Annotated in this window: 21 protein-coding genes; 12 read left to right on the forward strand and 9 right to left on the reverse strand. The window is 49.5% G+C overall.

All coding sequences use genetic code 11. The features are described 5' to 3' along the window. Nucleotides 1-483: 483 nt before the first annotated feature. The 5 genes from BP71_RS25150 to BP71_RS25170 all read right to left on the reverse strand — a co-directional run bounded on the left by BP71_RS25150 (nucleotide 484) and on the right by BP71_RS25170 (nucleotide 7,733). The gene (locus BP71_RS25150) at nucleotides 484-1,479 is read right to left on the reverse strand and encodes an ATP-binding protein (protein ID WP_496384801.1); all 996 of its coding nucleotides are present in this window, start codon (nucleotides 1,477-1,479) and stop codon (nucleotides 484-486) included. Between the two features lie 196 nt (nucleotides 1,480-1,675). Continuing rightward, nucleotides 1,676-2,317, reverse strand: coding sequence for a ligase-associated DNA damage response endonuclease PdeM (gene pdeM, locus BP71_RS25155; protein ID WP_496384340.1), 642 nt, complete (start codon nucleotides 2,315-2,317; stop codon nucleotides 1,676-1,678). After that, the gene (locus BP71_RS25160) at nucleotides 2,307-4,769 is read right to left on the reverse strand and encodes a ligase-associated DNA damage response DEXH box helicase (RefSeq protein ID WP_496384341.1); all 2,463 of its coding nucleotides are present in this window, start codon (nucleotides 4,767-4,769) and stop codon (nucleotides 2,307-2,309) included. Before BP71_RS25160 ends, pdeM begins: the two co-directional genes overlap by 11 nt. Before the next feature lie 259 nt (nucleotides 4,770-5,028). Then, nucleotides 5,029-6,627 carry an ATP-dependent DNA ligase gene (locus BP71_RS25165; protein ID WP_496384342.1) on the reverse strand — a complete coding sequence of 533 codons (1,599 nt, stop codon included), beginning with the start codon at nucleotides 6,625-6,627 and terminating at the stop codon, nucleotides 5,029-5,031. Further along, nucleotides 6,624-7,733, reverse strand: a complete 1,110-nt coding sequence (locus BP71_RS25170; protein WP_496384343.1) for a ligase-associated DNA damage response exonuclease — start codon at nucleotides 7,731-7,733, stop codon at nucleotides 6,624-6,626. The genes BP71_RS25165 and BP71_RS25170 overlap by 4 nt, the downstream gene beginning before the upstream one ends. Nucleotides 7,734-7,860: 127 nt before the next feature. On the opposite strand from BP71_RS25170, the gene BP71_RS25175 reads away from it, so the two are divergent. Beyond that, nucleotides 7,861-8,256 (forward strand): DUF5618 family protein, encoded by a 396-nt coding sequence (locus BP71_RS25175; RefSeq protein WP_496384344.1) that lies wholly within the window; start codon nucleotides 7,861-7,863, stop codon nucleotides 8,254-8,256. A 2-nt stretch (nucleotides 8,257-8,258) separates the two neighbouring features. On the opposite strand, the gene BP71_RS25180 is transcribed toward BP71_RS25175, so the two are convergent. After that, nucleotides 8,259-9,092 carry an AraC family transcriptional regulator gene (locus BP71_RS25180; RefSeq protein ID WP_496384345.1) on the reverse strand — a complete coding sequence of 278 codons (834 nt, stop codon included), beginning with the start codon at nucleotides 9,090-9,092 and terminating at the stop codon, nucleotides 8,259-8,261. Between the two features lie 91 nt (nucleotides 9,093-9,183). On the opposite strand from BP71_RS25180, the gene BP71_RS25185 reads away from it, so the two are divergent. The 10 genes from BP71_RS25185 (at nucleotide 9,184) to BP71_RS25230 (ending at nucleotide 18,333) form a co-directional block, all read left to right on the forward strand. Beyond that, the gene (locus tag BP71_RS25185; protein WP_496384346.1) at nucleotides 9,184-9,582 is read left to right on the forward strand and encodes a DoxX family membrane protein; all 399 of its coding nucleotides are present in this window, start codon (nucleotides 9,184-9,186) and stop codon (nucleotides 9,580-9,582) included. A 6-nt stretch (nucleotides 9,583-9,588) separates the two neighbouring features. Next, entirely contained in the window at nucleotides 9,589-10,533 is a 945-nt protein-coding gene (locus tag BP71_RS25190; protein ID WP_496384347.1) for a polysaccharide deacetylase family protein, read from the forward strand. Between the two features lie 91 nt (nucleotides 10,534-10,624). Continuing rightward, nucleotides 10,625-11,794, forward strand: a complete 1,170-nt coding sequence (locus BP71_RS25195) for an ABC transporter substrate-binding protein (protein WP_496384348.1) — start codon at nucleotides 10,625-10,627, stop codon at nucleotides 11,792-11,794. Beyond that, nucleotides 11,791-12,843 carry a FecCD family ABC transporter permease gene (locus BP71_RS25200; RefSeq protein ID WP_496384349.1) on the forward strand — a complete coding sequence of 351 codons (1,053 nt, stop codon included), beginning with the start codon at nucleotides 11,791-11,793 and terminating at the stop codon, nucleotides 12,841-12,843. Before BP71_RS25195 ends, BP71_RS25200 begins: the two co-directional genes overlap by 4 nt. Continuing rightward, nucleotides 12,840-13,877: an ABC transporter ATP-binding protein gene (locus BP71_RS25205; protein WP_496384350.1), complete on the forward strand. Its 1,038-nt coding sequence runs from the start codon at nucleotides 12,840-12,842 to the stop codon at nucleotides 13,875-13,877. Before BP71_RS25200 ends, BP71_RS25205 begins: the two co-directional genes overlap by 4 nt. 41 nt (nucleotides 13,878-13,918) lie before the next feature. Continuing rightward, the gene (locus tag BP71_RS25210; protein ID WP_496384351.1) at nucleotides 13,919-15,940 is read left to right on the forward strand and encodes an ArnT family glycosyltransferase; all 2,022 of its coding nucleotides are present in this window, start codon (nucleotides 13,919-13,921) and stop codon (nucleotides 15,938-15,940) included. 21 nt (nucleotides 15,941-15,961) lie between these two features. Next, nucleotides 15,962-16,363, forward strand: a complete 402-nt coding sequence (locus BP71_RS25215; protein WP_496384352.1) for a hypothetical protein — start codon at nucleotides 15,962-15,964, stop codon at nucleotides 16,361-16,363. Between the two features lie 48 nt (nucleotides 16,364-16,411). Then, nucleotides 16,412-16,822: a nuclear transport factor 2 family protein gene (locus BP71_RS25220; RefSeq protein ID WP_496384353.1), complete on the forward strand. Its 411-nt coding sequence runs from the start codon at nucleotides 16,412-16,414 to the stop codon at nucleotides 16,820-16,822. Further along, the gene (locus tag BP71_RS25225; RefSeq protein ID WP_496384802.1) at nucleotides 16,819-17,421 is read left to right on the forward strand and encodes a GNAT family N-acetyltransferase; all 603 of its coding nucleotides are present in this window, start codon (nucleotides 16,819-16,821) and stop codon (nucleotides 17,419-17,421) included. Before BP71_RS25220 ends, BP71_RS25225 begins: the two co-directional genes overlap by 4 nt. 12 nt (nucleotides 17,422-17,433) lie before the next feature. Continuing rightward, nucleotides 17,434-18,333: a carbon-nitrogen hydrolase family protein gene (locus tag BP71_RS25230; RefSeq protein WP_496384354.1), complete on the forward strand. Its 900-nt coding sequence runs from the start codon at nucleotides 17,434-17,436 to the stop codon at nucleotides 18,331-18,333. A 57-nt stretch (nucleotides 18,334-18,390) separates the two neighbouring features. Here BP71_RS25230 and BP71_RS25235 read toward each other — a convergent pair whose 3' ends face one another. After that, nucleotides 18,391-20,418 carry a tail fiber domain-containing protein gene (locus tag BP71_RS25235; protein ID WP_496384355.1) on the reverse strand — a complete coding sequence of 676 codons (2,028 nt, stop codon included), beginning with the start codon at nucleotides 20,416-20,418 and terminating at the stop codon, nucleotides 18,391-18,393. Nucleotides 20,419-21,008: 590 nt separating this feature from the next. Here BP71_RS25235 and BP71_RS25240 point away from each other — a divergent pair. Next, complete coding sequence (locus BP71_RS25240) at nucleotides 21,009-22,448, forward strand: T9SS type A sorting domain-containing protein (RefSeq protein ID WP_496384356.1); 1,440 nt, start codon at nucleotides 21,009-21,011, stop codon at nucleotides 22,446-22,448. 47 nt (nucleotides 22,449-22,495) lie between these two features. Here the strand turns inward: BP71_RS25240 and BP71_RS25245 are convergent, their stop codons facing one another. Continuing rightward, entirely contained in the window at nucleotides 22,496-24,226 is a 1,731-nt protein-coding gene (locus tag BP71_RS25245) for a PQQ-dependent sugar dehydrogenase (RefSeq protein ID WP_496384357.1), read from the reverse strand. Between the two features lie 41 nt (nucleotides 24,227-24,267). Next, nucleotides 24,268-25,524: an amidohydrolase/deacetylase family metallohydrolase gene (locus BP71_RS25250; RefSeq protein ID WP_496384358.1), complete on the reverse strand. Its 1,257-nt coding sequence runs from the start codon at nucleotides 25,522-25,524 to the stop codon at nucleotides 24,268-24,270.

The following is a 25,524-nucleotide window of genomic DNA, read 5'->3' on the forward strand; positions in this document are numbered from 1 at the left end:
TAATAACGAACTCCCGTTGTTGAGATTAGATGGATGTTCACGCATTCAATCGATATCAGTGAACAGGTATAACCAGCAATTATCTACGACTAAGGCTTTTTATTTCACCCGGACTGATCAAGAATCCGACAAATAGTATATTTTAACAGTGAATTATAACCACACCTAAGTACTATCACCGATATTACTTCCAGCGAGCAAACGCTGGCTGGCCAATTTGATATCGTGAAATCCTTCTTTCAAGCCGACAGCACCGGTGAGATGATCGAATCCCTTTATATAATGGTCGAAAACTTCCTGTTCAATAAGAATCTTGAAAAAATGTAAGTCCGGAAATGCGGATTCATATGGCGAATCAGCTTCGGGTGGCTGGGTTTGATTGCTAAACTAGGTGAAGGATACCGACAAATCTAAATGCGATAGTATGATCGTGTACATTGACCAGGAGGCTCCATCCGGAGCTTCCTCTTAGTCTTGGGTAAATCAAACTTCTCTCCGTAACAACTCAAACCAGTTCACGACGCTAATCCCGTTAGACCGGTCCTCGGTCCGGTTCCCGGCGTAAACGATGTAACCTTTTGGGGCACTGCTTAGTTTCTTCCAGTATAAAATGTTACCAAAAAACTCATTATTAAGGGTCTTGCCTACCTTGATTTCAATTGGAATCAGGGAAATTCCATTGTCAACAATGACATCCACTTCATGTCCGGTTTTGTCTCGCCAATAATAGAGATTCACTGGCCTGCCCGCATTCGTCCGTTGTTTCACAAGTTCCATTACGACCATACATTCAAAGATTGAACCGCGCAGGGGATGCAGTTGCAGTTGCTCCGTCCTTGTAATGCCCAGCAGGGAGCATACAAGCCCTGTGTCGTAAAAATAGATTTTCGGCCGCTTAACGAGGATTTTGTTGTAGTTCTTGTAATGCGGGCGAAGCAAATAAATGATAAAACTGCTTTCCAGAATACCGATCCAGGATTGTACTGTTTTTGTATCCACACCGGTGTCGACAGCAAGCGAAGTCAGGTTCAGTTCTTGGCCTGTACGCCCGGCCAGCAGTCGGATAAACCGTTCGAATACGATCAGATCCGTAATGTTTTTGATCTGCCTGACGTCCCTGTCAATGTAGGTCCGTAAGTAATTCGGAAACCAGTCTTCCGGCGGTATTCCCGGTTCGTAAATGGGAGGATAAAGCCCTTTTAGAATAATCTGATTTTCCTCGGGCACATTAGCGGCCTCAGCATACAGCTCTTCGGTGCTGAAAGGCAGCAAATTCAGGATAGCAACACGTCCTGCAAGCGTCTGCGAGATATTTTGTTGTAACAAAAAGTTATTCGATCCGGTTAATATAAACCGGCCGGGTTCGGGCGATTCATCCAGAACTTCCTGCAGATAAGAAAATAGCTCGGGTGCCCTTGGTACTTCATCAAAAATAGCCCGGATTGATACCTGCTCAAAAAACCACGCGGATCTTCCAATGCAAAACGCCGGACATCGGGATTTTCAAGGGACAGATAGCTTTTGTCCGGAAAAAGCGCCTTAACAAGCATTGTTTTCCCGGACTGCCGGGGCTCTGTTATTGCCACAGACTTGAATACGCCGGCAAGTTGCGTAATTTTTGATGCTGCTATCCTTTGTATCATGCATCAAAATAGGCAAAACTGATTAACTGAGATTAACAAACAGAAAAAACCCGCGTTTCAGTAGTAATGTAAATCTTTCGGTCATCGGCCAGCCCCATTTGATAACCGCCTGTGAAAACGCCAAAGCTTGGCAGGATTGCCTGGCTTTTATCTACCACAAAACATGGCAAGCGCAGGCTCTGGCGCCCTTTTCCGTAGGATGTAAAAACAGGGTGAACGTGGCCTGCAAAGACGAAACGGGTCGGATCTGGCTCCACTTTGGGGTGGTGAGTGAATGTGAATTCGCCTTCTTCGAAATCGTCGGCATGCACTTGCAGGTCGCATTCGAGCAACAGGCTTACGGGCAGAATATCGTGGTTACCGATGACGATGATCATCTCGATGTATTGGTGCTCGTCGCGCCATTGACGAAAAAGCTCCCATTCGGAATTATACTCGCTGTGGAAAAGATCGCCGAGGAAGATAATGCGGATGGCGCCGGTGTTTTGAACAATTTCGTTCAGACGCTGGAAATTATTGGCAACCGCATTGTTCGGGATAGCGATGCCTTCCTTCCTAAAATGCGTCACTTTGCCCAAATGCAGGTCCCCTATCAGTAATGTTTGCGTTTCCTCCCAAAAAATGGCCCTTTGTGCCAATAGTAAAAAATGATTTCCCCTAATCTCAATCTGCATTACTGTATTGTTTGATCATTTTCTGGATCCTGTCGTCCAGCTTTTCCGATGTCAGTTGCTCCCGTAGCCTGTCCACCATGATCGGAAACGAGAATGGTGTGGGTCTGTCGGTGGTTTTAACGATAATTTTCTGGCCTGCAATGCGTTCCAGTGCCTGCCGCATCCGGACTTCTTCCAATTGATAGGTGAGTACTTCCTGATAGGCCTGCTTCACGAGCAGATTATTGTCTTCATACTTACTCATGACCGTAAACAACAACGAACTAGAAGCCTGTAAGTGCCTGGTTTTGACATATTTGCCCGGATACCCCTGAAACATCAGCCCAGCAATCGCCGCGATCTCCCGGAATTTGCGCTTCGCCATTTCCGTCGCATTCACGCTCTGGTAAATGTCGTCGACCAGGTGTTTGGTCGAGAACAGATCCGTCTGAGCCATCATTTCGGCCAGGTCGACATACTGATCACTTAACAACTCAAACCCATAATCGTTCATAGCCACAGAAAACGTGATCGGCCGCAGCTGACTGATCCGGTAGGCGAGGATAATCGACATCCCCTCGTGCACCAGCCGCCCTTCGAATGGAAATATAAAGATATGATGTCCCTCCCGGGTTTCGCATTGTTCGATCAGCAACTCATCGGTTTTTGGAATGATTGATCGCTTTTCCTGTAAATGCAGCAGCGGCTGCATTTTTGCAAGCTCCACTTCCTTATACGGGTTCTCGATCGCATCCGCCAGACGCTCCCGTATGAATGCCGACAGCTGCGACGACAACGGCATGCGTCCACCGGCCCATCGCACGACGTAACCTTTTTTGCCCTCGGCTTTCTTCACTGTGACAGTGAGCTCATGGATGCGGACGAACTCGACGCTCATGCCTGCAAAGAAAAATACGTCGCCCGCTTTCATCCAGGTCACAAACGATTCCTCTACCGAGCCCAGGTATTTTCCGCTTTGCAGCTTCACTTTCATCGACACTTCCGATACTATCGTTCCCATGCTCAGCAGGTGCCGGTGTGCAATCCGGCGACTTGCCACCACGTAGCGGCCATTCACCCGCTCCACTTTTTTGTATTCATCATAAACCGTCAGTGAAGCGCTGCCTGTGGTAATGTAGCCCAGCAGCCATTCCCATTCATTGCGATTGAGGTATTGATAACCATAGGCGCTTGTCACTTCTTCAAAAAGTTGGGCCTCGTCGAAACCTTCGCCCACTGCCAGTGTGATCATCCATTGAGCCAGCACATCGAATGCATGCGCAACGGGTGGCCGATCTTCAAGCATATTTTTAACCACTCCTTCCCGCAATGAAACCGCCTCGATCAGTTCCAGTGCATTGGTAGGACAAAAATAAATTTTACTGTCTACGCCCGGCTGATGCCCGCTCCGCCCGGCCCGCTGGATAAACCGCGCAATGCTTTTGGGACTTCCTACCTGGATCACTGTGTCCACCGGACGGAAATCGACGCCCAAATCGAGGCTGGCGGTACAGATCACGAGTTTCAGCCGCTCATCGTGCAATGCTTCTTCCACCCAGTCGCGGATCTCGCGGTCCAGAGAAGCATGATGCAAGGCCATAATGCCCGCAAATTCGGGGTACTTTTCAATAATGGTCCGGTACCAGATCTCTGTTCCCGATCGCGTGTTCGTAAAAAGCAGTGTCGTGCGGCTCTTATTTACAACCTCCACCACCTTATCCACCAGCCGGATCCCCATATAACCCGACCAAGGTAGAGTCTCTACACGGTCGGGGATGATACTTTCTACCAGGATACGCTTATCGGTATTTGCTTTGATGGTCGCTGAGTTCTCCTCGGGGAAGCGAATGCCCAGCAGCACACGTCTGGCCTCATCCAGGTTTCCTATCGTTGCGGAGATGCCCCAGGTCTGAAGAGTTGGGTTGAGGGTGCGGAGCCTGGCGAGTGCAAGCTCGGTTTGTGTGCCGCGTTTGCTGCCCATCAGCTCATGCCATTCATCGATTACGACGGTATGCAGGTTTTTAAAAAATTCGGAGCTGTTTTTTTGGGTAAACAGCATATGCAAACTTTCTGGCGTGATAATGAGAGCATCGGGCATTTGCTTCTTCTGCTCGTTGCGCTCTCGCGTACCCGTGTCGCCCGTACGTATGCCTACACGCCATGTCAGATTCATCTCGAGCGCCGCCATTTCCATATTCCGGAAGAGATCTTTTGAAAGTGCCCGCAACGGTGTTATCCACAGGACCTGCAAACCCTTTTTGGTTTTAAGCGGCTTTTTAGGAAGTGAATTGATGTGGCGGATCAGGATCGGCAGCCAGAGCGAATAAGTTTTGCCGCTACCCGTAGGCGCGTTCACCAGCCCGCTTTTTCCCGCCAGATAAGAGGCGGCCGCTTCCTTCTGAAAAGCAGCCCATTTCCAATTTTTGTCTTTGAACCATTGCTCAACAATGCTATGTCCGCGGGATTTGGTCAAGGGTGGTTATAATGATTGATATGGGATGGAGTGTTCAATTTCTGTACCAATCTACGAAAGAAGTCAGTAGTGGAAAACTTCTTTGCACCGGCATCACTTCGTTCATCACACCCGACAGCGAAATAGCTGCGATAACCACTCCCATCAGGAATGTATCCCACCCAAATAGACGGCAAATTTCCGTTCGGGTTTAATGTCTTCACAGGCGATCTGGAGTCCTTTTGATGAACGATATAGGATAAACACCACCAAGTATTGTTTATTTATAACCGAGTAAGATCTTTCGCAGGCTCTCTAAAGTATCCGCCTCCTCCGCTTTCTTATCCTTCCGCCATCTCAAAATCCGTGGAAAACGAACCGCAATGCCGGATTTGTGCCGCGAAGATTCATTGATCCCTTCAAAACCTATTTCAAAAACCAGCTCAGGCTTAACTGTCCGCACCGGTCCGAATTTTTCCAGGATATTGCGCTTGATAAAATAATCGACCTGCCCGATTTCGGCGTCGGTCAGGCCGGAATAGGCTTTGGCAAACGGAACCAGCTTGCCGTCATCGCCCCACACCGCGAAGGTATAGTCGGTAAAAAGTTCGGCCCGCCGACCAGAACCTTTCTGAGCATAAATGAGTACAGCGTCCACACTCAAAGGGTCTATTTTCCATTTCCACCAATCCCCTTTCTTCCGGCCAACCTGGTACGTACTGGCCTTCCGTTTGATCATAAAGCCTTCCGCGATATTTTCACGCGACCGGGGATGGAGATCTTGCAGCTCCTGCCAATTATGAAAATCGATCAATGGCGACAAGTTGAAATAAGATTGTCCAGGTATGCCTGCGTGAATGGCTTCCAATTGTGCCCGTCGCTGTTCCTGAGTCAATCCGCGGATATCAACACCGTTGGCTTCCAGAATGTCGTAAGCCAGGAGCGCTACCGGAGCTTCTTCAAGTGCTTTTTTCGAAAGATTTTTACGCCCAATGCGGGTTTGCAGTACATTGAAGGGCATCGGCCTGCCGCCGGAATAGGTCACGATTTCGCCATCAAGCACGGTGCCATCCGGCAACACCTCACTCAAAAAATGCAGTTCGGGGAATTTATCGGTAGAAAGTTCCTCACCGCGGGTCCAGATAAACAGCTCTTTGTTCCGGTAGATGACCTGTGAACGAATGCCGTCCCATTTCCATTCGGCAAACCAGTCCCCGGGTTCCCCCAGACCCGATACTTCTCCTTCAATGGGATAGGCCAGGAAAAACGGGTAAGGCCGGGACGCATTATCATTTTCGCCTTTATCAAGGATCAATCTTTCGAAAGTGGTATCGAGCGGATCCCATTGTCCCATCACACGGTGCGCGATCACATTCGGGTCAGTTTCCGTCGCTTCTGCCAGCGCCCTCACGACGAGCGTTTGCGAAATACCGATGCGAAAGCTGCCCATAAGCAGTTTATTGAAAACAAAAGTCTCGTGTTGCGAAAGCTGCCGCCATGCCTTCGTAATATGCCCATGCTTTTCTTCGTCGGTCATTCCGGGCAGCAGGCCAAGATATTGAAACCATTCAGAAAGCGATTTTTCCGAACCGCCGGAAGCTGTCCTGGGCAAGAGCAGGGAAATCGTTTCACCCAAGTCACCGACACTGTGATAGCTTTCCTGAAACAGCCACATCGGAATGCCCGCCTCCGCTGCTGCCCATTCTTTCACCTGCGTCCGATTGACTTTGAATGATGGCCTCCGGCCTGTAAAAAGCGTCAATGCCCACAGTTTATCCTCGTCCGGCGCGGCCAGAAAATAGTTTTTCATCAGATCGACTTTGGAATTGGTCTTGTTCGTCCGGTCGAGGTTCATGAATAGGTCAGCAAACTGTTTCATAGTTTATCGCCAGTTTGTTCCGGCCCTGAGGCATTGCCATCCAATGCCTCTTTATGCTCCTGATAGGCATCCTTTCCAGCGGCAGTGTCGAGTACCATCTCCTCTTCCTCGTTCTCGTCCTCGTTCCCGTACATCGTGGTTACTTCACCCGCTTCGATCCCGTTTTCATTCAGCCATCTTGCAAAAATACTTGTATAGCCATGGGTCACATATACCTTTTCGGCTTCTGTTTCCCGAATCGCCCGGTTCAGATCGGGCCAGTCGACGTGGTCACTCAGCACAAAACCCTGATCCACCGCACGGCGATTCTTGGCTCCTCTCAATGCCATCCAGCCTGAACAGTATCCCAGCGAATAGGGTGCGAACTTCTTGATCCATGTGCTATTGTCAGCAGAAGGAGGAGCTAATATCAGTGCACCACGAAAAAGCTTGCGGTCCGTGTCTTTGGTAACGAACGTCAGCTCCGGCAAGTCGAAGCCAGCTTCGCGCAACCGTTCATTCACCGTGTAAATGGCCCCGTGAGCATACAATGGATCGTCCTGCAATTGTATATTTTTCAAAATACGCTGCATTTTACCTAATGAATAACCCATCAGCACACTGGCTTTCCCTTCGGTCCTGTTTTGGGTCCACCAGTTGTCGATTTCCGTCATCACTTGCTGCTGGGGTTGCCATTTGTATATCGGCAATCCGAATGTCGACTCGGTAATGAAGGTATGACATTTAACGGGTTCGAAAGGTTTGGCGAAATGATCGTCCTCTAACTTGTAGTCCCCGCTCGCGACCCATATTTCACCTTTATACTCCACCCGAACCTGCGCCGAACCAATGATGTGTCCGGCCGGATGCAGCGAAAACTGTACACCATTGATGACAAACTTCTGTCCGTAAGCCATAGTTTGCAGGTTAATATCCCCCAATCTGAGCCGCAGAATCGGCTCGCTGTCCTTATGCGCGAGGTAATGCCTGCTTCCCCAACGTGCGTGGTCGCTATGCGCATGCGTGATGATCGCCCGGTCTACGGGTATCCAGGGGTCGATATGGACATCGGCAACGGTACAGTATATACTTTTTCCCGTAAATTGTAGCAAAGGTTGTTTCGGCATGATCGGGAAATTATCAAAAGTATGCCAGTGTACAAATGCGGTCCGGCACTCTGAAATTTATTCGCTAAATTCGGATTACTTTTTTGGACTTGTTACGTCTAAACAGCATCACCATAATGCATTGGCTATGTCTGAGAAAAATATCGAACCGCTCCGCTCTCCTGCGCAGGAGGCACAACGTTACCTGGAAAACGCTCGTCAGATCCTGACTAATAAGGCGGGTAAAAAAGATGGCCTCTATGCCGACATTAAATACGTGAAAATGGCTGCCGGAACAGCCTATTCAGCTGCATTGCTGATTTTGGACGAGTATCTGCGCCAAAAGGAAGGAGTTCATTTCACAAAACCAAAGAGCATTGAGGACTACACCAGTCGCATACGAAAGCATAACAAAAAGTTACTGGCTTTATTAGCAGACGTTTATGACGAGCTCCATCTCGCCGGTTATTATCATGGGACCAAGTCCGTCAACACCATTCAAACCGGTTTGAATAATGTCACACAGATGTTAGCCTATATTTAGGGTTACATTCTGGCGTTCTTTCTGAAAGTTGTCGGATTCATCCCTCTATGCTTTCTGAAAGCCTTCGTCAGATGGCTTTCGTCCGTAAAACCCAGCTCATAGGCGATTTCATTCATCCGGAGCTCACTGAACCGGAGGCGGGTTTCAACCAGCTTCATCTTGTAACTGGTAATGTATTGTTGTAACCCTTCCCCAACTGCCTTCTTGAAATACTCACTAATGTAAGTGGGCGAGATATTGAAATGAGCCGCGATCAGTTCGGCCCTCAGCTGCTCCGGTGAATAAATGTGCCGGTGAATATAGTTCAGCATTTCCGCTGCGGCCTCATTAGGTCTACCGGCAGGTTTGGGGCCTGCCGCCGCGAATGATACATTCCTCGCCACGATCGTGATCATTGTGTTCACGATCTGCTTCACCAGGTCGAGGTGGTATTGCTGGCGGTTGACGTGTTCCCGGATCAACGCTTCCACGAGCGACTTCACGAATGGTTTGTCCGTCTTATTTTTCAGGATGCACCCCGGCATGTGATTATAGTTCTGGAAAATAAATTCCAGTTTGCCGATCCACTCTTTATCCTGGCTCTGAAGGTAAATGTCGTTGAAACGGATAAAGAAAAACTTGGTGGTTGTCTTTATTTCAAAAGAATGACAATCCTGAGGCATCAGTAAAAACAGCTTTTCCGGCTGATACGACAGCTTATTTTCGTTAATACACTGAACCCCCGTCCCCTCCACAACGTACACCAATTCGAAAAAATTATGCCTGTGCGGCATTGGGCAGTCATTCACTTCCGCCAGTTCGATTTCAAATGGTTCATACAGGTTTTCAATTCTCATACCTCTTTATTTACCGGACATTCCAATGATTTTACCAGAAAACAAAGTTAGTACACACGAATTTTGCATTCAAACCAAATCATTTAAAACCATGCTGTTCACTCCCACAGGATTTCTGCTTCTCCGTCTGGCTATTGCGGCCAGTATGTTTACCCATGGTCTTGTCAGACTTCCCAAACTGGCCAAATTCAGCGTCTGGATGGTTGGAAATTTTGAGAAATCCATGATTCCCAAGATGCTGGTGTTGCCATTTAGTTATGCGCTGCCTGTTATCGAATTCATAATCGGTCTGCTGCTTCTTTTGGGGCTATTCACCAAACAAAGTTTATTCGCCGGCGGGATCGTCATGTTCCTGCTCCTGCTGGGCACAGGTATGATCGAAAACTGGGAAGCAGTCCCCTCCCAGCTCATGCATGCCGCTATTTTCGCTATACTGATCTCGAATATTCATCAGAACAGCTACGCACTCGATCACATGCTGAACCCATAACCCTCCATGCTTACCCGAAAAGATTTTTTGAAGCATACCAGCCTGATCGCACTCGGAAGTGCAGGCCATTTTTCGCTGGCCAAACCGGCTGCTGACGCCTATCACATCACTCCGGAAAAATCACAATGGGCGGATGGCTCGCGCCTTGTCATATCCGTGTCAATGCAATTTGAGGCAGGTGGAGAACCCGTCAATGCGGAAAGCCCGTTTCCGCAGAACATTCAAAAAGGCTATAAAGACCTGCCAGCCGAAACCTGGTACCAGTACGGATACAAAGAAGGTATCCCGCGCATGCTGGATCTCTGGGACGACTATCACATCAACGTTACCTCTCATATGGTGGGCTCCGCAGTTCAGCGAAACCCAGTATTGGCCAAAGAGATTGTGGAACGCGGACATGAAGCGGCCGCACACGGTATGAACTGGTCATCGCAATACACGATGTCGTATGAGGAAGAGAAAAAATTCATCGCCGACGGGGTGGATGCTGTGAAGAAGGCCACTGGTTTCACACCGGTGGGATATAATGCCAACTGGCTCCGGCGCGGTGAGAATACGCTGAAAATTTTGCAGGAACTGGGATTCAGATACCACATTGATGACCTCAGCCGTGACGAACCTTTCATTATCCAGGTCGAAAAAAAGGATTTCGTGGTGATTCCTTACACGTTGCGCTGCAATGACATTGTACTGATCGAAGGGAAAAATTTCTCGGCAGACCAGTTTCTTCTACAACTTAGAATGGAATTCGACCAACTGTACAGGGAATCCGCCATCAAACGTCGCCAAATGTCGATCAGCTTTCACGATCGCATTGGAGGCAGCCCACAGATCGTCCGGGCTGCCCGGCAATTCTTCGACTTTGCAGTCCGGCAAAAGGGTGTTGTTTTCAAAAGGAAAGACGAAATAGCCGCCCTGGCCATGGAAGATCGCACGACGATTCGGGAATAGCGCCGGCTTTTTGACTATTTTTGGACGACCGGAGCACCTCCTTTCTTTTCCTGAAAGTACAGCCCGGTCGTTCCATATGAAAGGCTACCCCATGCTCAAACTCCGATATCTGATTGTTCTTTTTGTAATAACCATCCAGGGTTGTAACCGGGAAAAGCAAGCTACGAATGAGGCAAAAGTCCAGGCTGGTGCCGAAACCAGCGTCGAAAAGACCGTTATCCGTCACGCGAAGGGGTTCAGGATCGAGTATTTTAAAGGTTACAAACTCGTCAGCATCATCAATCCGTTCGGCGGCAACGGCGACACGCTGAGATATGTGCTCCAAAGGAAAGGAGAAACCGCCCCCAAGGACTATCCGGATGCCCAGCGCATTGAAATACCCGTAAAAAGCATGGCTGCCATGTCGTCCATGCACGTGGGCCTGCTCGGCTTCCTGGATGCGGAAAAAGTTTTGATTGGCCTCGGAAGTCTTCAATACGTGTATTCTCCCAAGGTCATCGGCCTCATCAAAACCAGACACATCGTGGAAGTGGGCCGCGATCAGGGGCTGAACGACGAAAAACTGGTCGAAATACAGCCAGGGCTCGTCATGACGATCGGCAATCCGGGCGGAAAAACCGACCATTACCGCGTGTTGAGAGAAGCCGGCATTCCGGTATTGATCAATTCAGAATGGGTGGAGCGAACGCCGCTCGCCCGTGCCGAGTGGGTGAAATTAATGGCCGCCCTCCTGGACAAGGAACAAATGGTGAACGAAAAATTCGCACACGTCGAATCGGAATATAACCGACTGGCAGCGTTGGCAGCACGCGCGGCAGCAAAACCATCCGTTCTGTCGGGACTCAATACTAAAGACGCCTGGTTTATACCTGGGGGTGATAGCTATATGGCCCGGTTTTTCCTCGATGCCGGAAGCGACTATCACTGGCGCGACGACCAGGCAACAGGGAGCCTTCCGCTCAGTTTTGAAGCCGTGTACCCTTTTGCATTGAAAGCGGATTATTGGCTGAATGTCGGATTTGACACCCGCGATACCCGGAAACGCATTGTAGAGCAAGATGCTCGGTACGCCGATTTCAAGGCAATACGGACCGGCCATGTGTATAGTTACAACCAACGTGTCAACGAACAGGGATCCAACGACTTCTTCGAATCGGGAAATGTTAACCCTCATACCGTTCTGGCGGATATGATCCGGATTTTCCACCCCGAACTTCTGCCTGACCATCAATTGGTTTATTACAAACAACTTCCTCAATGATACGGCCGGATCAAAGCAGAAAGTGGATAATGATCGGGCTTGGCTTGCTGGCAATATCATTTTTTTGCCTGGATATCATGCTGGGCTCTGTTTCGATCCCTTTTCGGGAAGTATTCCGCATTGTTATGACAGGCGAATCTGAAAACAGGGCGTGGTTGTTCATTATAGAAAAAATACGGCTGCCTAAGGCCATCACCGCCATACTGGTAGGATGCGGCCTCTCGGTGAGCGGTCTGCAGATGCAGACGTTGTTCCGGAACCCGCTGGCCGGGCCATCGGAACTGGGCATTACCGCCGGTGCGGGATTGGGTGTAGCGGCTGTCATGCTCGCAGGCGGAAGCAGCGCCAGCATGTACGCTATCAGTCAACTCGGCATTTCAGGCAGCTGGCTGATCATCGGCATGGCGTCATCAGGCTCTGCGCTCGTCCTTGCCCTTATTCTCCTGATCGCCGGCCGGATCCGTGACAATGTGATCCTGCTGATCGTCGGTGTCATGATCGGCACCATTACCCTTTCGATTATCAGTATCTGGCAGTATTTCAGCCAGCCCGAGCAACTGCAAGAATATATTATGTGGACATTCGGTTCGCTGGGAGGCGTTACGGGCTATCATTTATATGTTCTTTCCGCTGTGATTGTTGTGGGATTGCTCCTCGCATTCGCCTCTTCCAAATCACTCAATGCATTACTACTGGGGGAGAATTATGCCAGAAGCATGGGACTTACGGTAGGCCGCAGCAGGCTTGTCATCATGGCCAGTACCAGTCTGCTGACTGGCAGTATAACGGCTTTTTGTGGTCCCATCGGTTTTGTCGGGATTGCCATTCCACATATTACACGTTCGCTGCTCGGCACTTCCAATCATCGTATTCTCATCCCGGCAACATGTCTTACAGGGAGTCTACTAATGCTGATTTGCGATACCATCGCGCAACTGCCCGGTTCACAGACCGTCATCCCGATCAATGTCGTGACGTCCCTGCTAGGTGCGCCGGTCGTGATCTGGATCATCATCAGGCGTAACAACCTACGTTCCACATTCTCATGACAAACTCACTGGCCATCCTCGAAACCCGCGCGCTGACGATCGGTTACCGGTCCTCCCGATCGGTTCGTACCGTGGCATCGTTGCTGGGGCTACGCCTCGAACCCGGCCGGCTCGTTTGTCTGCTCGGCTCGAATGGGGCCGGAAAGTCGACACTGATGCGGACTCTTGCAGGTCTTCAGCCTGCGTTGGCAGGCGAAATTCTGATCAACGGGCAGCTGTTGGCAGACCTCAAACCCAGCGAACTCGCTCAAAAACTTAGTCTCGTGCTTACCGACCGGGTCGATACCGGCAACCTAACCGCCCGGGAAGTAGTTACACTCGGCCGCACGCCTTATACCGGCTGGCTGGGTTCGCTTTCGGCGGACGACCATCGGAAAATAGCCGAAAGCATCGATGCGGCCGGTATTTCTTCCTTGCTCGACAGGCATTTGCACCAGTTGAGCGACGGCGAAAAACAGAAAGTCATGCTCGCCCGCGCACTTGCCCAGGACACGCCGCTGATCCTGCTCGACGAACCTACTGCGCACCTCGATCTTCCGAACCGCGTCGAAATGATGCGCCTCCTGCACACACTCGCGCGGGAAACCCGGAAGGCGATTCTCCTGAGCACCCATGAACTGGACCTGGCATTACAAACTGCCGACGAACTCTGGCTGATGCACGCCGACGGTTCTCTGTGTCCGGGCGTACCGGAAGATCTCGTTCTGAACGGCTCTTTTGAAGCAGCCTTTGCAAGAAACACTTTTGCATTCGACCGGTCGACGGGTGCATTTATCATCCACCAACCCGAGGATAAGGCACAGGTTTATCTCGAAGGCGCTGAAAGGCCTGTGTTCTGGGTACGGAGGGCATTGCAACGCGAAGGCATAGGAATCAGCCGGTACCGCGATGCTCCCTGCCATATCTCCTGCCAGGAAAATAAAGGCGGGTTTGAAGGGGAAATCCGGGCTGGTAGCCGACTGATCAAAGTGTCTTCCGTCCAGGTACTTATTGACAATATGCGGCAGATTTTCGCCCCGGATACTCGCAACTGAGTGCCTCATCAACGTGGTTGTTTCCAACGGAATGGTTAGTTTTGAGCATCATACTAGCCAAACGCGACTTTTCTTTATACATGATTTTCCTCATTCCGTTAGCGATGGTGCTGGCCACAGCTAATTGCTACCTGGCATTTTATAAAGATTCAGATCAGCCACTGCGCCGCTCGCTGCTTGCCGCCGCTATCTTCCTTTTCCTTTTTATAGCTGTTTCGACGGAAATACTTGGCGGATTCAATCTGATCAACTCCTTTTCAATTATAACAAGCTGGTCGGCGCTCGATATCGTACTTGCAGCGGCCTGGATCCGCTTGCGAAACCTGCATGGCGTAAGCTTGGCATCTGTAGCCGGGGAATGGTTTTCAAATACCCGTTCGTTTTGCGGAAAATTGGGATACACTACGATCTGGATGATCACGATACTGCTATGCATAACCCTGATAGTTGCGATTGTTGCCACGCCCAACAACCTCGACTCCCTGAGTTATCACCTCAGCCGGCTTGGATACTGGATCCAGCAGGGTAACGTCGCGCATTACGCATCGCATATCGAGCGGTCAATCTCTTTCAGTCCGTTCTCGGAATACGTCCATCTTCACACCTTTCTGCTTTCGGGCTCCGAACGATACTGTCAGCTTTTGCAATGGCTTTGTCTGGCGGGCATCCTCATTTCGGTTTCATTACTGGCGGAGACATTTTCTTCCGATCGACTGGTACTCCGTGTGGCGCTTTGCTTCGCCGCAACGCTCCCCATCGTTGTTCTCGAATCGATGACGACACAAAACGACCTCGTAGCAGCATTTTTCATCCTGGGTACCGTATTCTTTATTTTTGATTATCTGTATTCCAAACATACCTCAAACCTGTATCTCGTCGCCTTATGTTGCGGACTGGGTATGATGGCCAAAGGCACGTTCGCCTTTTATGCCCTGCCTTTCGGCGTCTACCTATTCTTTTGCATGATCCGGAAGCCGGCGCTTCGCAAGCCACTCGTCGTGCTCGTTTGCGGTGCCGCATTGGTTACCCTTGCGCTTAACACGCCATTCTGGCACCGTACTTACCGGGTTTTCGACTCGCCGATTGGCACGATCAGCAATGGAAATAAAAACAATTTTCACGGTCCGGCCGATTATATTTCTTCTGTCTCGAAACACGTTTTCCTGCATCTTGGATTTGTTTCACCCGGCAACCGCTACAACGATTTTCTGGAAAACAAGCTGAAAAACCTTCACACGTCCCTGGGTATTGCGCTCAATGCACCCGGTACCGGCATGACCTTCAAAATGAACAAGCTGAACTTCAATGAGGATTTCGCACACAACTTTTTCGCGATCTGGCTCGCACTGTTCAGCATTCCCCTGTTGTTTTTTGCGCGGCTATCCAAAGCTGCGAAGTGGTATTCTGCACTCACGTTTTCCAGCTTCCTGGTATTTTGCTTCTTCATAAGCTACCAGATTTACGGCTCCCGGCTCCATATCCCTTTTTTCCTGCTGATGGCACCCGTCCTTGGGTTGACGTATGGCTCAGTGGCACCGAAATTTCTCGCGAATGCGTTAATCATATTGCTATGGCTGAGTGCATTGCCTTTTGCCCTGCTTAGCTCAGCTCATCCGCTGCTTTCTACCCAGTGGTTCTTCGAAAAGGTATTTCCGCCTATCAATGCGGCGTTGAATCTGAACATCCGCATCGATTCATCCAATCTCAACCTCAAACAGCCCAGTATCCTGTCGGCCACGCCGGGAAGGATACTGTGGGGCGACCACTGGCCGGAAATGCAGGATTTTCAGAATCGGGTAAACGCACTGAATCCACAGCAAATTGGTTTTGACTTTACAGAGGCGAGCCTGGACTACGCCTATCAGTTTATGTTCCGGAAGCCTGGGAGGACATTCGGACATGTGTTAGTCCATAATCCATCGAAGGTGCTCGAAGATGCCACTTTCCAGCCAGACCTCATCATCTCTGAAAAAGATGAGGGGCAAGATTTTGATTACCATGGCAAAATATACCGGCTGCAGTGGGAAGGCGGCGACAAGCGGATCTACATGCCGTTGAACTGATTAAAAACCATTACTGAAACGATGATTTTCAAAAACAAAAAAAGCCTGCTATTGTTGTTACTGGCTGCCCTGGTAGGTTACATCATTTATGATTCTACCTCGCAACCGACCGTTAATGATCTGAAGGGAGGATTCCGGGAGGTGGCATTATACCGGAACCAGAATAATACCGGCCCGATCGTTCGCATTTATGCAGTCACGGTTGAAAAACCCTTAGACGAGGAAATGACAAAGTATGGCGAACTGATGCCCTACACCAAGTACGGCACAACGACCGTCTACTTCTTCGATGCGCGGCAACCGTTCCCCAAAGAACTGACCGCCGGAGAGCCGCATTTTGACGCAAAATTTGCAGCACATTGTCTTGCTTTTTACACCAAGGACGCCAATGGACAGGTATCCCTCCGTCCGAGGCCATTTTAAGGCGTTCCTGCTATCTTTACCTATTGACCATTTGAAATTATTGATAAAATGACTGCACTCGAAACCGTCAAGCAATATTACCAAAGCTTCAACAATAAAAACTGGAATGGCATGCTGGCTCTTCTGCACGACGAAGTCCGGCACGAAGCCAACCAGGGTGATGTACGCGTCGGACTGGAGAAGTTCAAGGAGTTTCTCCAAAAAATGGATGATTCCTACGAAGAAACCCTGACAGACATGGTTTTCTTTACCGAACCATCCGGAAAACGCATCGCGACGGAATTTGTCGTGAACGGTATTTATAAAAAAGGCGAAGAAGGTCTTCCGGAGGCATATGGGCAGACCTATGTGCTACCCGCTGCGGCGTTTCTCGAACTCACCGACGGGAAGATTAGCCGGGTAACCACCTACTATAATCTTCCGCTGTGGATCGAACTGGTTTCCAGGCCCGTAGCATGACCAACCAGCTCACCTTCATAACCCTGACGGGTGCTGCCATTACATCGGTGTTCGACGACCTCGCACAGCTGCGAATCGCCGTTTTCCGCGATTATCCCTATTTATATGCCGGTAATACCGATTATGAAAAAGGTTATCTCGAAACCTACACCCGGGCAGATCGTGCATTTCTTTTTGCGGTTTATGATGGAGCACAAATGGTTGGTGCCACTACATGCATTCCGCTCGAACACGAAACGCCCGAAGTGCGCAAACCATTCGAAGATGCGGGTTTCGATATTTCGACCGTCTTTTATTTCGGGGAAAGTATCTTGCTTCCCGCGTATCGCGGCTTGGGCATCGGCCACCGCTTTTTTGACGAGCGCGAGGCGCATGCCCGGACTTTCAGTACATTCCGGCTTACCTGTTTCTGTTCGGTAGACCGGGGTGACAACCATCCGCTAAAACCTGGAAACTATCGTCCGAATGATATATTCTGGACCAAACGTGGTTATACGAGAGAAGCTGCCCTGCAAAGTGCGATGGAATGGCCGGATATCGGCGAGACGGTATCCACTCCCAAACGCATGATTTTCTGGACCAAAACTCTTAGCTATTAAAAATACCGCCCTATGCGCGTCGTCGTTGCCACCGCCCAATATCCCATTACCGAGCATGCCAGCTTTGCTGCCTGGCAGGAGCATACCGAGCGCTGGGTAGCCGACGCGGCCATACGAGGCGCACAGCTGCTGCTGTTCCCCGAGTACGGTTCGATGGAAATCGTCAGTATTTTTACGGACATTGTTCGGCAGGATATCCGGAAGCAGGTTATAGAGCTGGATGCGATCAAAAGCGATTTTTGCGCCACTTTTGAATTACTGGCAAAAAAATACGGGGTGGTCATTGTTGCCCCGAGCCTACCCGTTGTCGAAAACGGCCTGCGCCTGAACCGGGCCTATGTCTTTTCTACTGGCGGCATGGCGGGTTACCAGGACAAGTTTTTCATGACCCGCTTCGAGAATGAACAATGGGGCATTGAAAGCGCACCCAAGCAATTGACCGTGTTCGAAGCGTCCTGGGGTAAGTTCGGCATCCAGATCTGCTATGATGTCGAATTTCCATTGGGCTCACAAAAGCTCTGCGAGGCAGGCGCTTCACTGATACTCGCGCCTAGCTGTACGGAGACGATACGCGGCGCCACACGGGTACACATAGGCGCACGTGCGAGAGCGCTCGAAAACCAGGCATACACAGTCGTTTCCCAAACCGTGGGCAATGCACTTTGGTCACCCGCTGTGGATGTCAATTATGGATATGCCGCATGCTACACCACGCCGGACAAGGATATGCCGGAAGAAGGCATTATTGCCCGCATGGCGGCTCAGGAAGAAGGTTGGCTGATGCAGGAGCTTAATTTTTCGCTCATCGACGACGTTCGCAGAGACGGGCATGTCTTCAATTTTAAAGACCAGGATAAAACAACGACGAATTTCCGGGACGAAGACGTCGTTGTTTTGCATCGGTCCGTATAAATAAAAAGGGCGGCATTCTCTTTGAATTACCTCCGGTTCCTGACAAAACATAGCCCTCTACTTGCCTCTCATCGTTGACGCCGGCGTGATCCACTGACTGATTTTCGCTTCCAGTCTTCCGATCCTTTCCATCACTGCTTCACTTTGGCTTTGGAAATAGTGGTTTTCAGCTTTCAGTTGTTCATTCTCCTTCGCAAGCTGTTTCACGCACTCAATCAGGTGCGGGATAAGACCGGTGTAATTTAGCGATTTGAAACCCTTGTCATCCGTCTTTACCAGCTCGGGAAAAAGTGCTTCTACTTCCTGCGCGATCAGCCCGGTTTGAAGACTTTGATCCTTTTCCTTGTCCTTCCAGTAATAGTGGTAACCTTCGAGGTCTGATATCTTTTTGAGGCTAGCCGAAAGCGGAGAGAAATCGCGTTTGAGACGGCGGTCGGAAGTCTGGACTACAACGCCGTTAATGTAGCCGCTTCCGCCATTATCTACCCAAAATTTCCATGAATTTCCCAGATAAAGGCCGACCTGATCATCTGTTTTCATGCCGACAAAACCGTCCACAGCATGCTGCGAGTTATCAAAATGGATTCCCGCAGTGTTGCCATTGTGATGAATGCGAGGGCGACCATCTACCTCCAGTATGTATTGAGGAAACAAAGCATTATTTCCGATGCCGACATTCCCGTTTCTAAGAACCGTCATAGCGTTGGAAAGAGACTGTGGGCCCAGACCGTTCCCAATTTGAAAAATTCGGTCCGAGGCTTTTGCTCCGCCGAGACTGCCAACTGTGTTATTATCCTGTACATTATTGTAAGCGCCAATCGCTGTTGCTCCAAAACCCTTGGCTACGGTACCGGTTCCCAGGGCAACGGAGCCATCTCCGATGGACGCGGTCAAAGTTCCTAAAGATACCGAAGCAACACCCTGGGTATTGACAACACTGCCCCCGGCTATCGCCCCGTTATCTGCAATCTGGAACAGCCACTGATTTCCGACATAAAAGCCTACTTTATTGTCATTAATCATCCCGACAAACCCCGCCGTGCTGTTTGCCGAATTATTGAAATGGATCCCGGCAGTTGCGCCGTTATGCCTTATACGTGGCCTGCCCCCGATATCAAGCAGATAGGATGGAGACAACACGTTGCTTCCGATCCCGACATTCCCATTTCGCAAAACGGTTACGGCATTCTTCCTCATATTTTCATCGCCATTCCCAATCTGGAAGATGCGATCCATTGGATCTGTTAGTCCAACATGAGGATCGTCCGAGTTATCATTAAAAAAGCCGGCTGCAAAGGATCCATTGGCCTTTGCAAATGTACTATTACCAAACGCAGCACTTGCTCCGCCATGGGCATTGACCCCGTTTCCGGTGCCGAATGCATTGATCCCCGTAACCTGCGAATTGGTTCCAAAAGCTGCGCTGCCTATTCCACTGGCTAGGTTGTCAGCTCCAAAGGCAACGGAATTGTTCCCGATCTGGTCATTCTCCCATTTTCCATTGAGGGCTAACCCAGCCCGAAAAGCGGCTTTCCAGGGATACCAAATAAGTCTTCCTCCTGAACCGACACCGGGAAGCAGATACTTCTGAAAATCAGGGTCGTTAATTATGCCGGGATCACTCGGATCCACGTCTGGACCGTAAGCAAACTTTTGAACTACCGGGTAACCATCTGCCCAGCGAGCAGCTTCCATCGCGTGAATTGAATACGGTACACTTAAAAGTTGCGTCGTTCCCAGATCAGAATAATCAGTACCTCCTTCAACATCCATCTCCAACTGAAGAAAGTGTGGAAACGTTCTCCAGGAGATTTCCGAAAATTCGCCGGAAACAACCGTACCTGATCCGATGGAAATATTGAAGATACCCTGGTCGTTGGTCTGTGTTGAGTGGGTTTCTCTGTAAACAACCGGACCTCCTGTACTTTCAGAATGAATGGAAATCCGGATTCCCACAGCAGTATTTCCCGTAATCTTTCCATCCGCGTTACGCGCGACACCCTGAAAACTAAATTTCTGCGGAGCTTGGGCATGCGCCGAAAGCGCGCCACAAACAATAATTGCAACGATGCAAGGTATTTTCATTGAAGGAGACATTTGGTGAAGAATTACACCCAAAATGCTCCCATAATAGTTCGTCCCGCAAAAGCAATAATCAAGCGGCTTCACATTAACTCTCAATCGGTATGGCTACTGCCGCGAAGATGTATCCCTTACTTTAAAAGGATAGCGATCAATCTACTTTTAATTGATAGAGATCACACACACAAAACGCGGAAATGCTGTTTTGTTAAATATTGAAATATCCTAAGAATCGAATCGGTAATAAAATTGGACTTTTACAACACACCCCCTATTCAAACCAAAATAACAAAAAGATGTTCGATATTTATTTAAAAACAGTCTTATTAGAAATAAAATATCGAAAAAATTAAGTCTACTAAATTACAAAGTATTTATAATCAGCAATATAAATGTACTTTTATATACTCAATCACCACTATTTCTATGCCTATATAGTACAATTTTTCGTTGCTATAAATGTATTTTTACGTCGCCGCCTACTAGACAACCATTGACTAAAATACTTATTTTAAAGTAGCAATTTTTTAACTATTTCATGATATTGGATGTATATTAATCTATGATTTTTAAAATACTAAACGTCCTCTATCATGAAAACTTTCTACCTCGCGGCATGGATCGCTCTGGTGACAATCTCCATTCATTTTCAGTCCATAGCTCAATGTTCACTGGTCGATCCGGCAATTGAATTAAACAGTGTTTTAGACAATGGTGGAACTTGCACCGTAAACATCAACTTGTCTTTTACTATCGACAAAAACAATGGCAATAAGTTTACCTACGTACACTTATGGAAGCCGAACGAATACCCCGACATCTCCTACATCAGCAAAGCTCCGGATGCCGGCGACTTAACTAACAAAGTCCTCGCTACGCTCGCCATCGATACCGACGGCGCGGTTTCATTGCTTTCCACCTACAGTGCCGACGAAGACCATGTCTTTCCACTCTTTACGGGTCTCAACATTAATGAGGAAAGCCTGGGCGGTGATTTGTACAGGATTACCATCGACAACATTCAATTCCCCGTTCCAGGTGCGTGTAATGTGCTGCCTATTCTGAAAGGAGATGTGTGGTCGACGCAGGCAGCAAGTGCCAATCCCAACATACATTGCTACAATGAAGGTTTCAATCTCCAGATCAACGATCCGGTAATATCAGGTGACATCAATTGTAATGAACCACTCGGCCCTCGGACATACGATCTGAACATCATCACCACAAACCCTTCTCCTTTCCAGGTTACTTACAAACTTTATCTGGACGACGGAGTTCTCGTTGACGGCCAAACAGCTTTCAGCGCTGGTGACGAGCTTTTCTATACAAGCGCTCCCCTTAACTTGTCAACCATGGAACCTATCCAGAGTCACGACCAGTCCTATCCATACGATTTTCTGGAAGACAAACGCGCCATCTGGGTCGAGTTGTCAGGCCCAAGCTTGCCTAACATGATTGTGGCTGAACTGAAAAACAATTGCCTGATCACGCTTCCTGTTACACTTGCAAAATTCAGCGGAAGCCTGCTTGACAACTCCGTTAGCCTTTCATGGTCAACTACCGAGGAGTCCGGTAGCGGCTACTTTGATATCGAGCGAAGCCTGGATTCCAGGGAATTTATCCGGTTGGGCCGTGTTCAGGCAAAAAACAATTCGTCGGTTACACAGCAATACAACTTTAAGGATACAAACCCGCTGACAGGAATCAACTATTACCGGTTGCGAATGGTGGATGCGGACGGAAGCTTTGAACATTCCCGGATTATTGCGGTCGACAATCAGGCCGGAAGCGTTGCATTTGAACTGCTAGGCAACCCTACAGCTAACCGCGAAATCAGATTTCTGCTGAAGAACGAGGCTCCTGCGAACATTCGCCTTTTCGACCTTTCGGGCAAGGCTGTACCTTTCACAATGAGCCAATTGGGCAATGAATTTATACTGAGGGCAAAAGGCAACCTGGCGTCAGGCCTTTACCTGCTTTCTTTACAGCGGGATAAAGGAGATATTTTGACGAAAAAGGTGATGGTCCCTTAATCCACTTCAGATAAAAAAGCCGCCGGGTAATCCCCCGGCGGCTTTTTTTATTTCCCCAACACCCGCTCGATATCACTTACTGAAATTGCGTCGGCATCATTTCCGAAATTCTTTCTAATGAACGTCAGTACCTGAGCCAATTCTTCCGGCTTCAGAAAATCATGCTTTGGCATCAGGTCGTTATAAGGCTTTCCCGCAACCTGGATCGGCCCTTCAAGTCCTTTGGCTACTACTTCGACCAGTCTCCGTTTGCTACCGGTGACCCATTCGGACCCCGCCAATGGAGGAAAACGGCTACCGTCGCCAAGCCCGTTGCGCTGATGGCACGGTGTGCAATAGGTATTGTAAATCCGCTGACCAACCTCCTTAGTCTTTGTATCGAGATTGTCCGCCACCTCATCCGGTGTCCTTATATGCGAAAGCTGCTTGTGCCTCGCCATTTCCGCGAGCTGGGGAGGACCAAAGGTTTTCTTGTTACCCTTAAACATGATGCGCCAGACTTTCCCTTTGCGCGAGTCGGTGATGTAGAGCGATCCGTCGGGCCCTTCGGCGAGTCCCATCGGCCTGAATTTGGCGTCGCTCACATTGATGATCGGATCTACGCCGGCAAATCCGTCCGCGAATACCTCCCAGTCACCGGACGGCTTCCCGCCCTTGAACGGCACAAAACAAACGAAGTACCCTGCCTGCGGATAAGGCGCGCGGTTAGTTGAGCCATGAAATGCGATGAACGCACCATTTTTGTAGTGATCCGGAAACTGGCTTCCATTATAAAAAAGCACATCATTCGGCGCCCAATGGCCGGGAAAACCGAACAGTGGCTTTTGATACTTCGCCCCCTCGCCCTCTTTCTTTCCGTCACCACCATACTCTGGGTTAAGCATTTTCTTTCCTTTCATCTGATCGTAATAGTAGTAGGGCCATCCCACATTAGTACCCTGGCTTACTTTTACAAACTCCTCTGCTGGCAGCACGGCACTTTGCCACGACGAGAATAGCTCCGGAAATAACCGGTGCAGATTGTCCCTTCCGTGTACGACCGCATAAAGACTCTGATCGGCGGGATTCCATCGCATGCCGACAATGCTTCGAAGCCCGGTTGCGTACAATGCTCCGTCGGCCTGTGTCTGATTTAGCTTGTCAGCGCTGAACTTCCAGATCCCGCCATGCTTTTCCAGATCGGGACACGGATTGACACCCGGGCTGCCAGGCTTTCCACCGGGAGAATTGACCATATCCTGGCAAGCATCGGAAGGAGCCCCAAACGGCACATACATATTGCCCTGGTTATCGAAAGCCATCGGTTTCGTAATATGCCAATGCGCTCCGTGCTCGTGATCATCCCTGAGGATCAGCTCTACTTTCTCTTCCGGAAGCAATTGCCCGGGAACCAGTTTGCTTCGGTATACTGCGAGTGACGAGCTGTAATACAAATAACCATTCCGGATCGTGATGCCATTGGCAAGGCTGCTATGATCCTGATAATTTCCGAAATTGCGGATAATATCCGCCTTCCCATCGCCATTCGTATCCCTCATTGCTACCGTACCGCCCCCCTGCCCCTTTCCGAAATAGCGGAGCTTGATGTAGATATCACCGTTGTCGCTCACCGCAATGTGCCTCGCAAGCCCGGTACTATCCGCTACAACAAGCGCTTCAAAACCTTCCGGAATAGTTAGCCCGCCGTTATCTGCATCGCCCCGGGGCAACTTTGGGCTCTGTCTCAGTCTTGTGCCGGCAAAAAAGAAAATGATCGCCAAAAGGCTTAGATAAGCCATTCCCCTTTTTCTTTTTGATGTATGAACAATCATGGTGAACGTTAGTTAGAATTCCTGGTTTTTGCAGATAAGCCATTCAGGTCCCAGACGATCTTTCCCTGCCTGATGGTCATTTCGACTTCCAGCTTGCGGGTTCCTTCAATTCCGTTACCCGCAGAGTCCATAAAGCCAAAATTCCCTTCCCTGATACGGAACAGCGTAATATCAGCGGGATTACCTTCTTTCAGGTTACCGAGCTCGGGGTGCCTGATGGCTTTGGCAGCACCAGTCGTCGCAATGGCAACGACCTGTTCCAGCGTAAGCCCCATTGCCATAAACTTGGACATGACATTGCTCATGTCTTTCATCGCCGAGTTCATGCTGAACCGGTGAAGATCTGTTCCGAATGTGTTGGGCAAAAAGCCTTGTTTCACTGCCGGCACCGCCTGATCCAACCAGAATCCCGCCCCGCCATGTCCCAGATCAAAGAGCACGCCCTTCTGCCGGGCAGTCCATACAAACGGCCGTACCTGGCCATCGTCTCCGATGATGGGCATCCGTTCCCTGATGTTTTCGAATGCATGGGTGATGATATCGCCTGAGCGCATGCGGCCGAGCTGGTCCTCTAATGTGTATTCCGGCAAATGGCACTCCACGAAAAGCAGCTTGCCGGTTTGTTCCGCAGCTTTGATCGCCCGATCGAAAGGTTCCCAATCCTTTCTGCTATAATGTCCGATTTTCACACCGGCTATGATATCCGGATATCTGCGGATCACCTCAGCAGTCGAATCCGCATTCATGTCCTGCAAATTTTGCTCGTGGTCTGCGCCGGTCATGCCGTCTGCCGAAATGTTGATAAAAGCCAAAATTCGGGTTTTGGACTGATCGATGACCTGTTTCTTGAATAACGGAAAGCTGCGCCAGCCGGAAGTACCCGCATCCACGACGGTCGTAACGCCCGAGCGGAACGTGAAATCATCCGGAGAAACACTATTGACACCATTGGCGAAAAGCCCTGCCTGCGGGCCGACAAATACGTGTGTATGGATGTCGATAAAACCGGGCGAAACATATAATCCATCGGCACGGATCACTTTTTCCGCAGCTTCGTCGATTTTCGAAGCTACTTTGACAATGCGCCCCTGACTGATCGCGACGTCCATCACGCCGTTCAATGCGTGGGCAGGATCGATCACATGCCCGCCCCGGATGAGGAGTTCGTAAGGCTGCGCGGCCACATATCGGCCGACCAGCAACATCAGCAACACACACAGTGCCCCTGTTTTAAGATTGGCGTTGCAAGCTAATATCGTTTTCAT

This window comes from Dyadobacter ginsengisoli DSM 21015 (assembly GCF_059568735.1).

Bases quoted from the DNA above. Each gene is read 5' to 3' on its own strand.
- BP71_RS25170 (WP_496384343.1), bottom strand. From the start codon at position 7,733: ATGCCGAAACAACCTTTGCTACAATTTACGGGAAAAAGTATATACTGT.
- BP71_RS25190 (WP_496384347.1), top strand. From the start codon at position 9,589: ATGCTTACCCGAAAAGATTTTTTGAAGCATACCAGCCTGATCGCACTC.
- BP71_RS25205 (WP_496384350.1), top strand. From the start codon at position 12,840: ATGACAAACTCACTGGCCATCCTCGAAACCCGCGCGCTGACGATCGGT.
- BP71_RS25185 (WP_496384346.1), top strand. From the start codon at position 9,184: ATGCTGTTCACTCCCACAGGATTTCTGCTTCTCCGTCTGGCTATTGCG.
- pdeM (WP_496384340.1), bottom strand. From the start codon at position 2,317: ATGCAGATTGAGATTAGGGGAAATCATTTTTTACTATTGGCACAAAGG.
- BP71_RS25230 (WP_496384354.1), top strand. From the start codon at position 17,434: ATGCGCGTCGTCGTTGCCACCGCCCAATATCCCATTACCGAGCATGCC.
- BP71_RS25245 (WP_496384357.1), bottom strand. From the start codon at position 24,226: ATGGCTTATCTAAGCCTTTTGGCGATCATTTTCTTTTTTGCCGGCACA.
- BP71_RS25240 (WP_496384356.1), top strand. From the start codon at position 21,009: ATGAAAACTTTCTACCTCGCGGCATGGATCGCTCTGGTGACAATCTCC.
- BP71_RS25165 (WP_496384342.1), bottom strand. From the start codon at position 6,627: ATGAAACAGTTTGCTGACCTATTCATGAACCTCGACCGGACGAACAAG.
- BP71_RS25200 (WP_496384349.1), top strand. From the start codon at position 11,791: ATGATACGGCCGGATCAAAGCAGAAAGTGGATAATGATCGGGCTTGGC.
- BP71_RS25180 (WP_496384345.1), bottom strand. From the start codon at position 9,092: ATGAGAATTGAAAACCTGTATGAACCATTTGAAATCGAACTGGCGGAA.
- BP71_RS25175 (WP_496384344.1), top strand. From the start codon at position 7,861: ATGTCTGAGAAAAATATCGAACCGCTCCGCTCTCCTGCGCAGGAGGCA.
- BP71_RS25235 (WP_496384355.1), bottom strand. From the start codon at position 20,418: ATGAAAATACCTTGCATCGTTGCAATTATTGTTTGTGGCGCGCTTTCG.
- BP71_RS25250 (WP_496384358.1), bottom strand. From the start codon at position 25,524: ATGAAAACGATATTAGCTTGCAACGCCAATCTTAAAACAGGGGCACTG.
- BP71_RS25215 (WP_496384352.1), top strand. From the start codon at position 15,962: ATGATTTTCAAAAACAAAAAAAGCCTGCTATTGTTGTTACTGGCTGCC.
- BP71_RS25220 (WP_496384353.1), top strand. From the start codon at position 16,412: ATGACTGCACTCGAAACCGTCAAGCAATATTACCAAAGCTTCAACAAT.
- BP71_RS25195 (WP_496384348.1), top strand. From the start codon at position 10,625: ATGCTCAAACTCCGATATCTGATTGTTCTTTTTGTAATAACCATCCAG.
- BP71_RS25225 (WP_496384802.1), top strand. From the start codon at position 16,819: ATGACCAACCAGCTCACCTTCATAACCCTGACGGGTGCTGCCATTACA.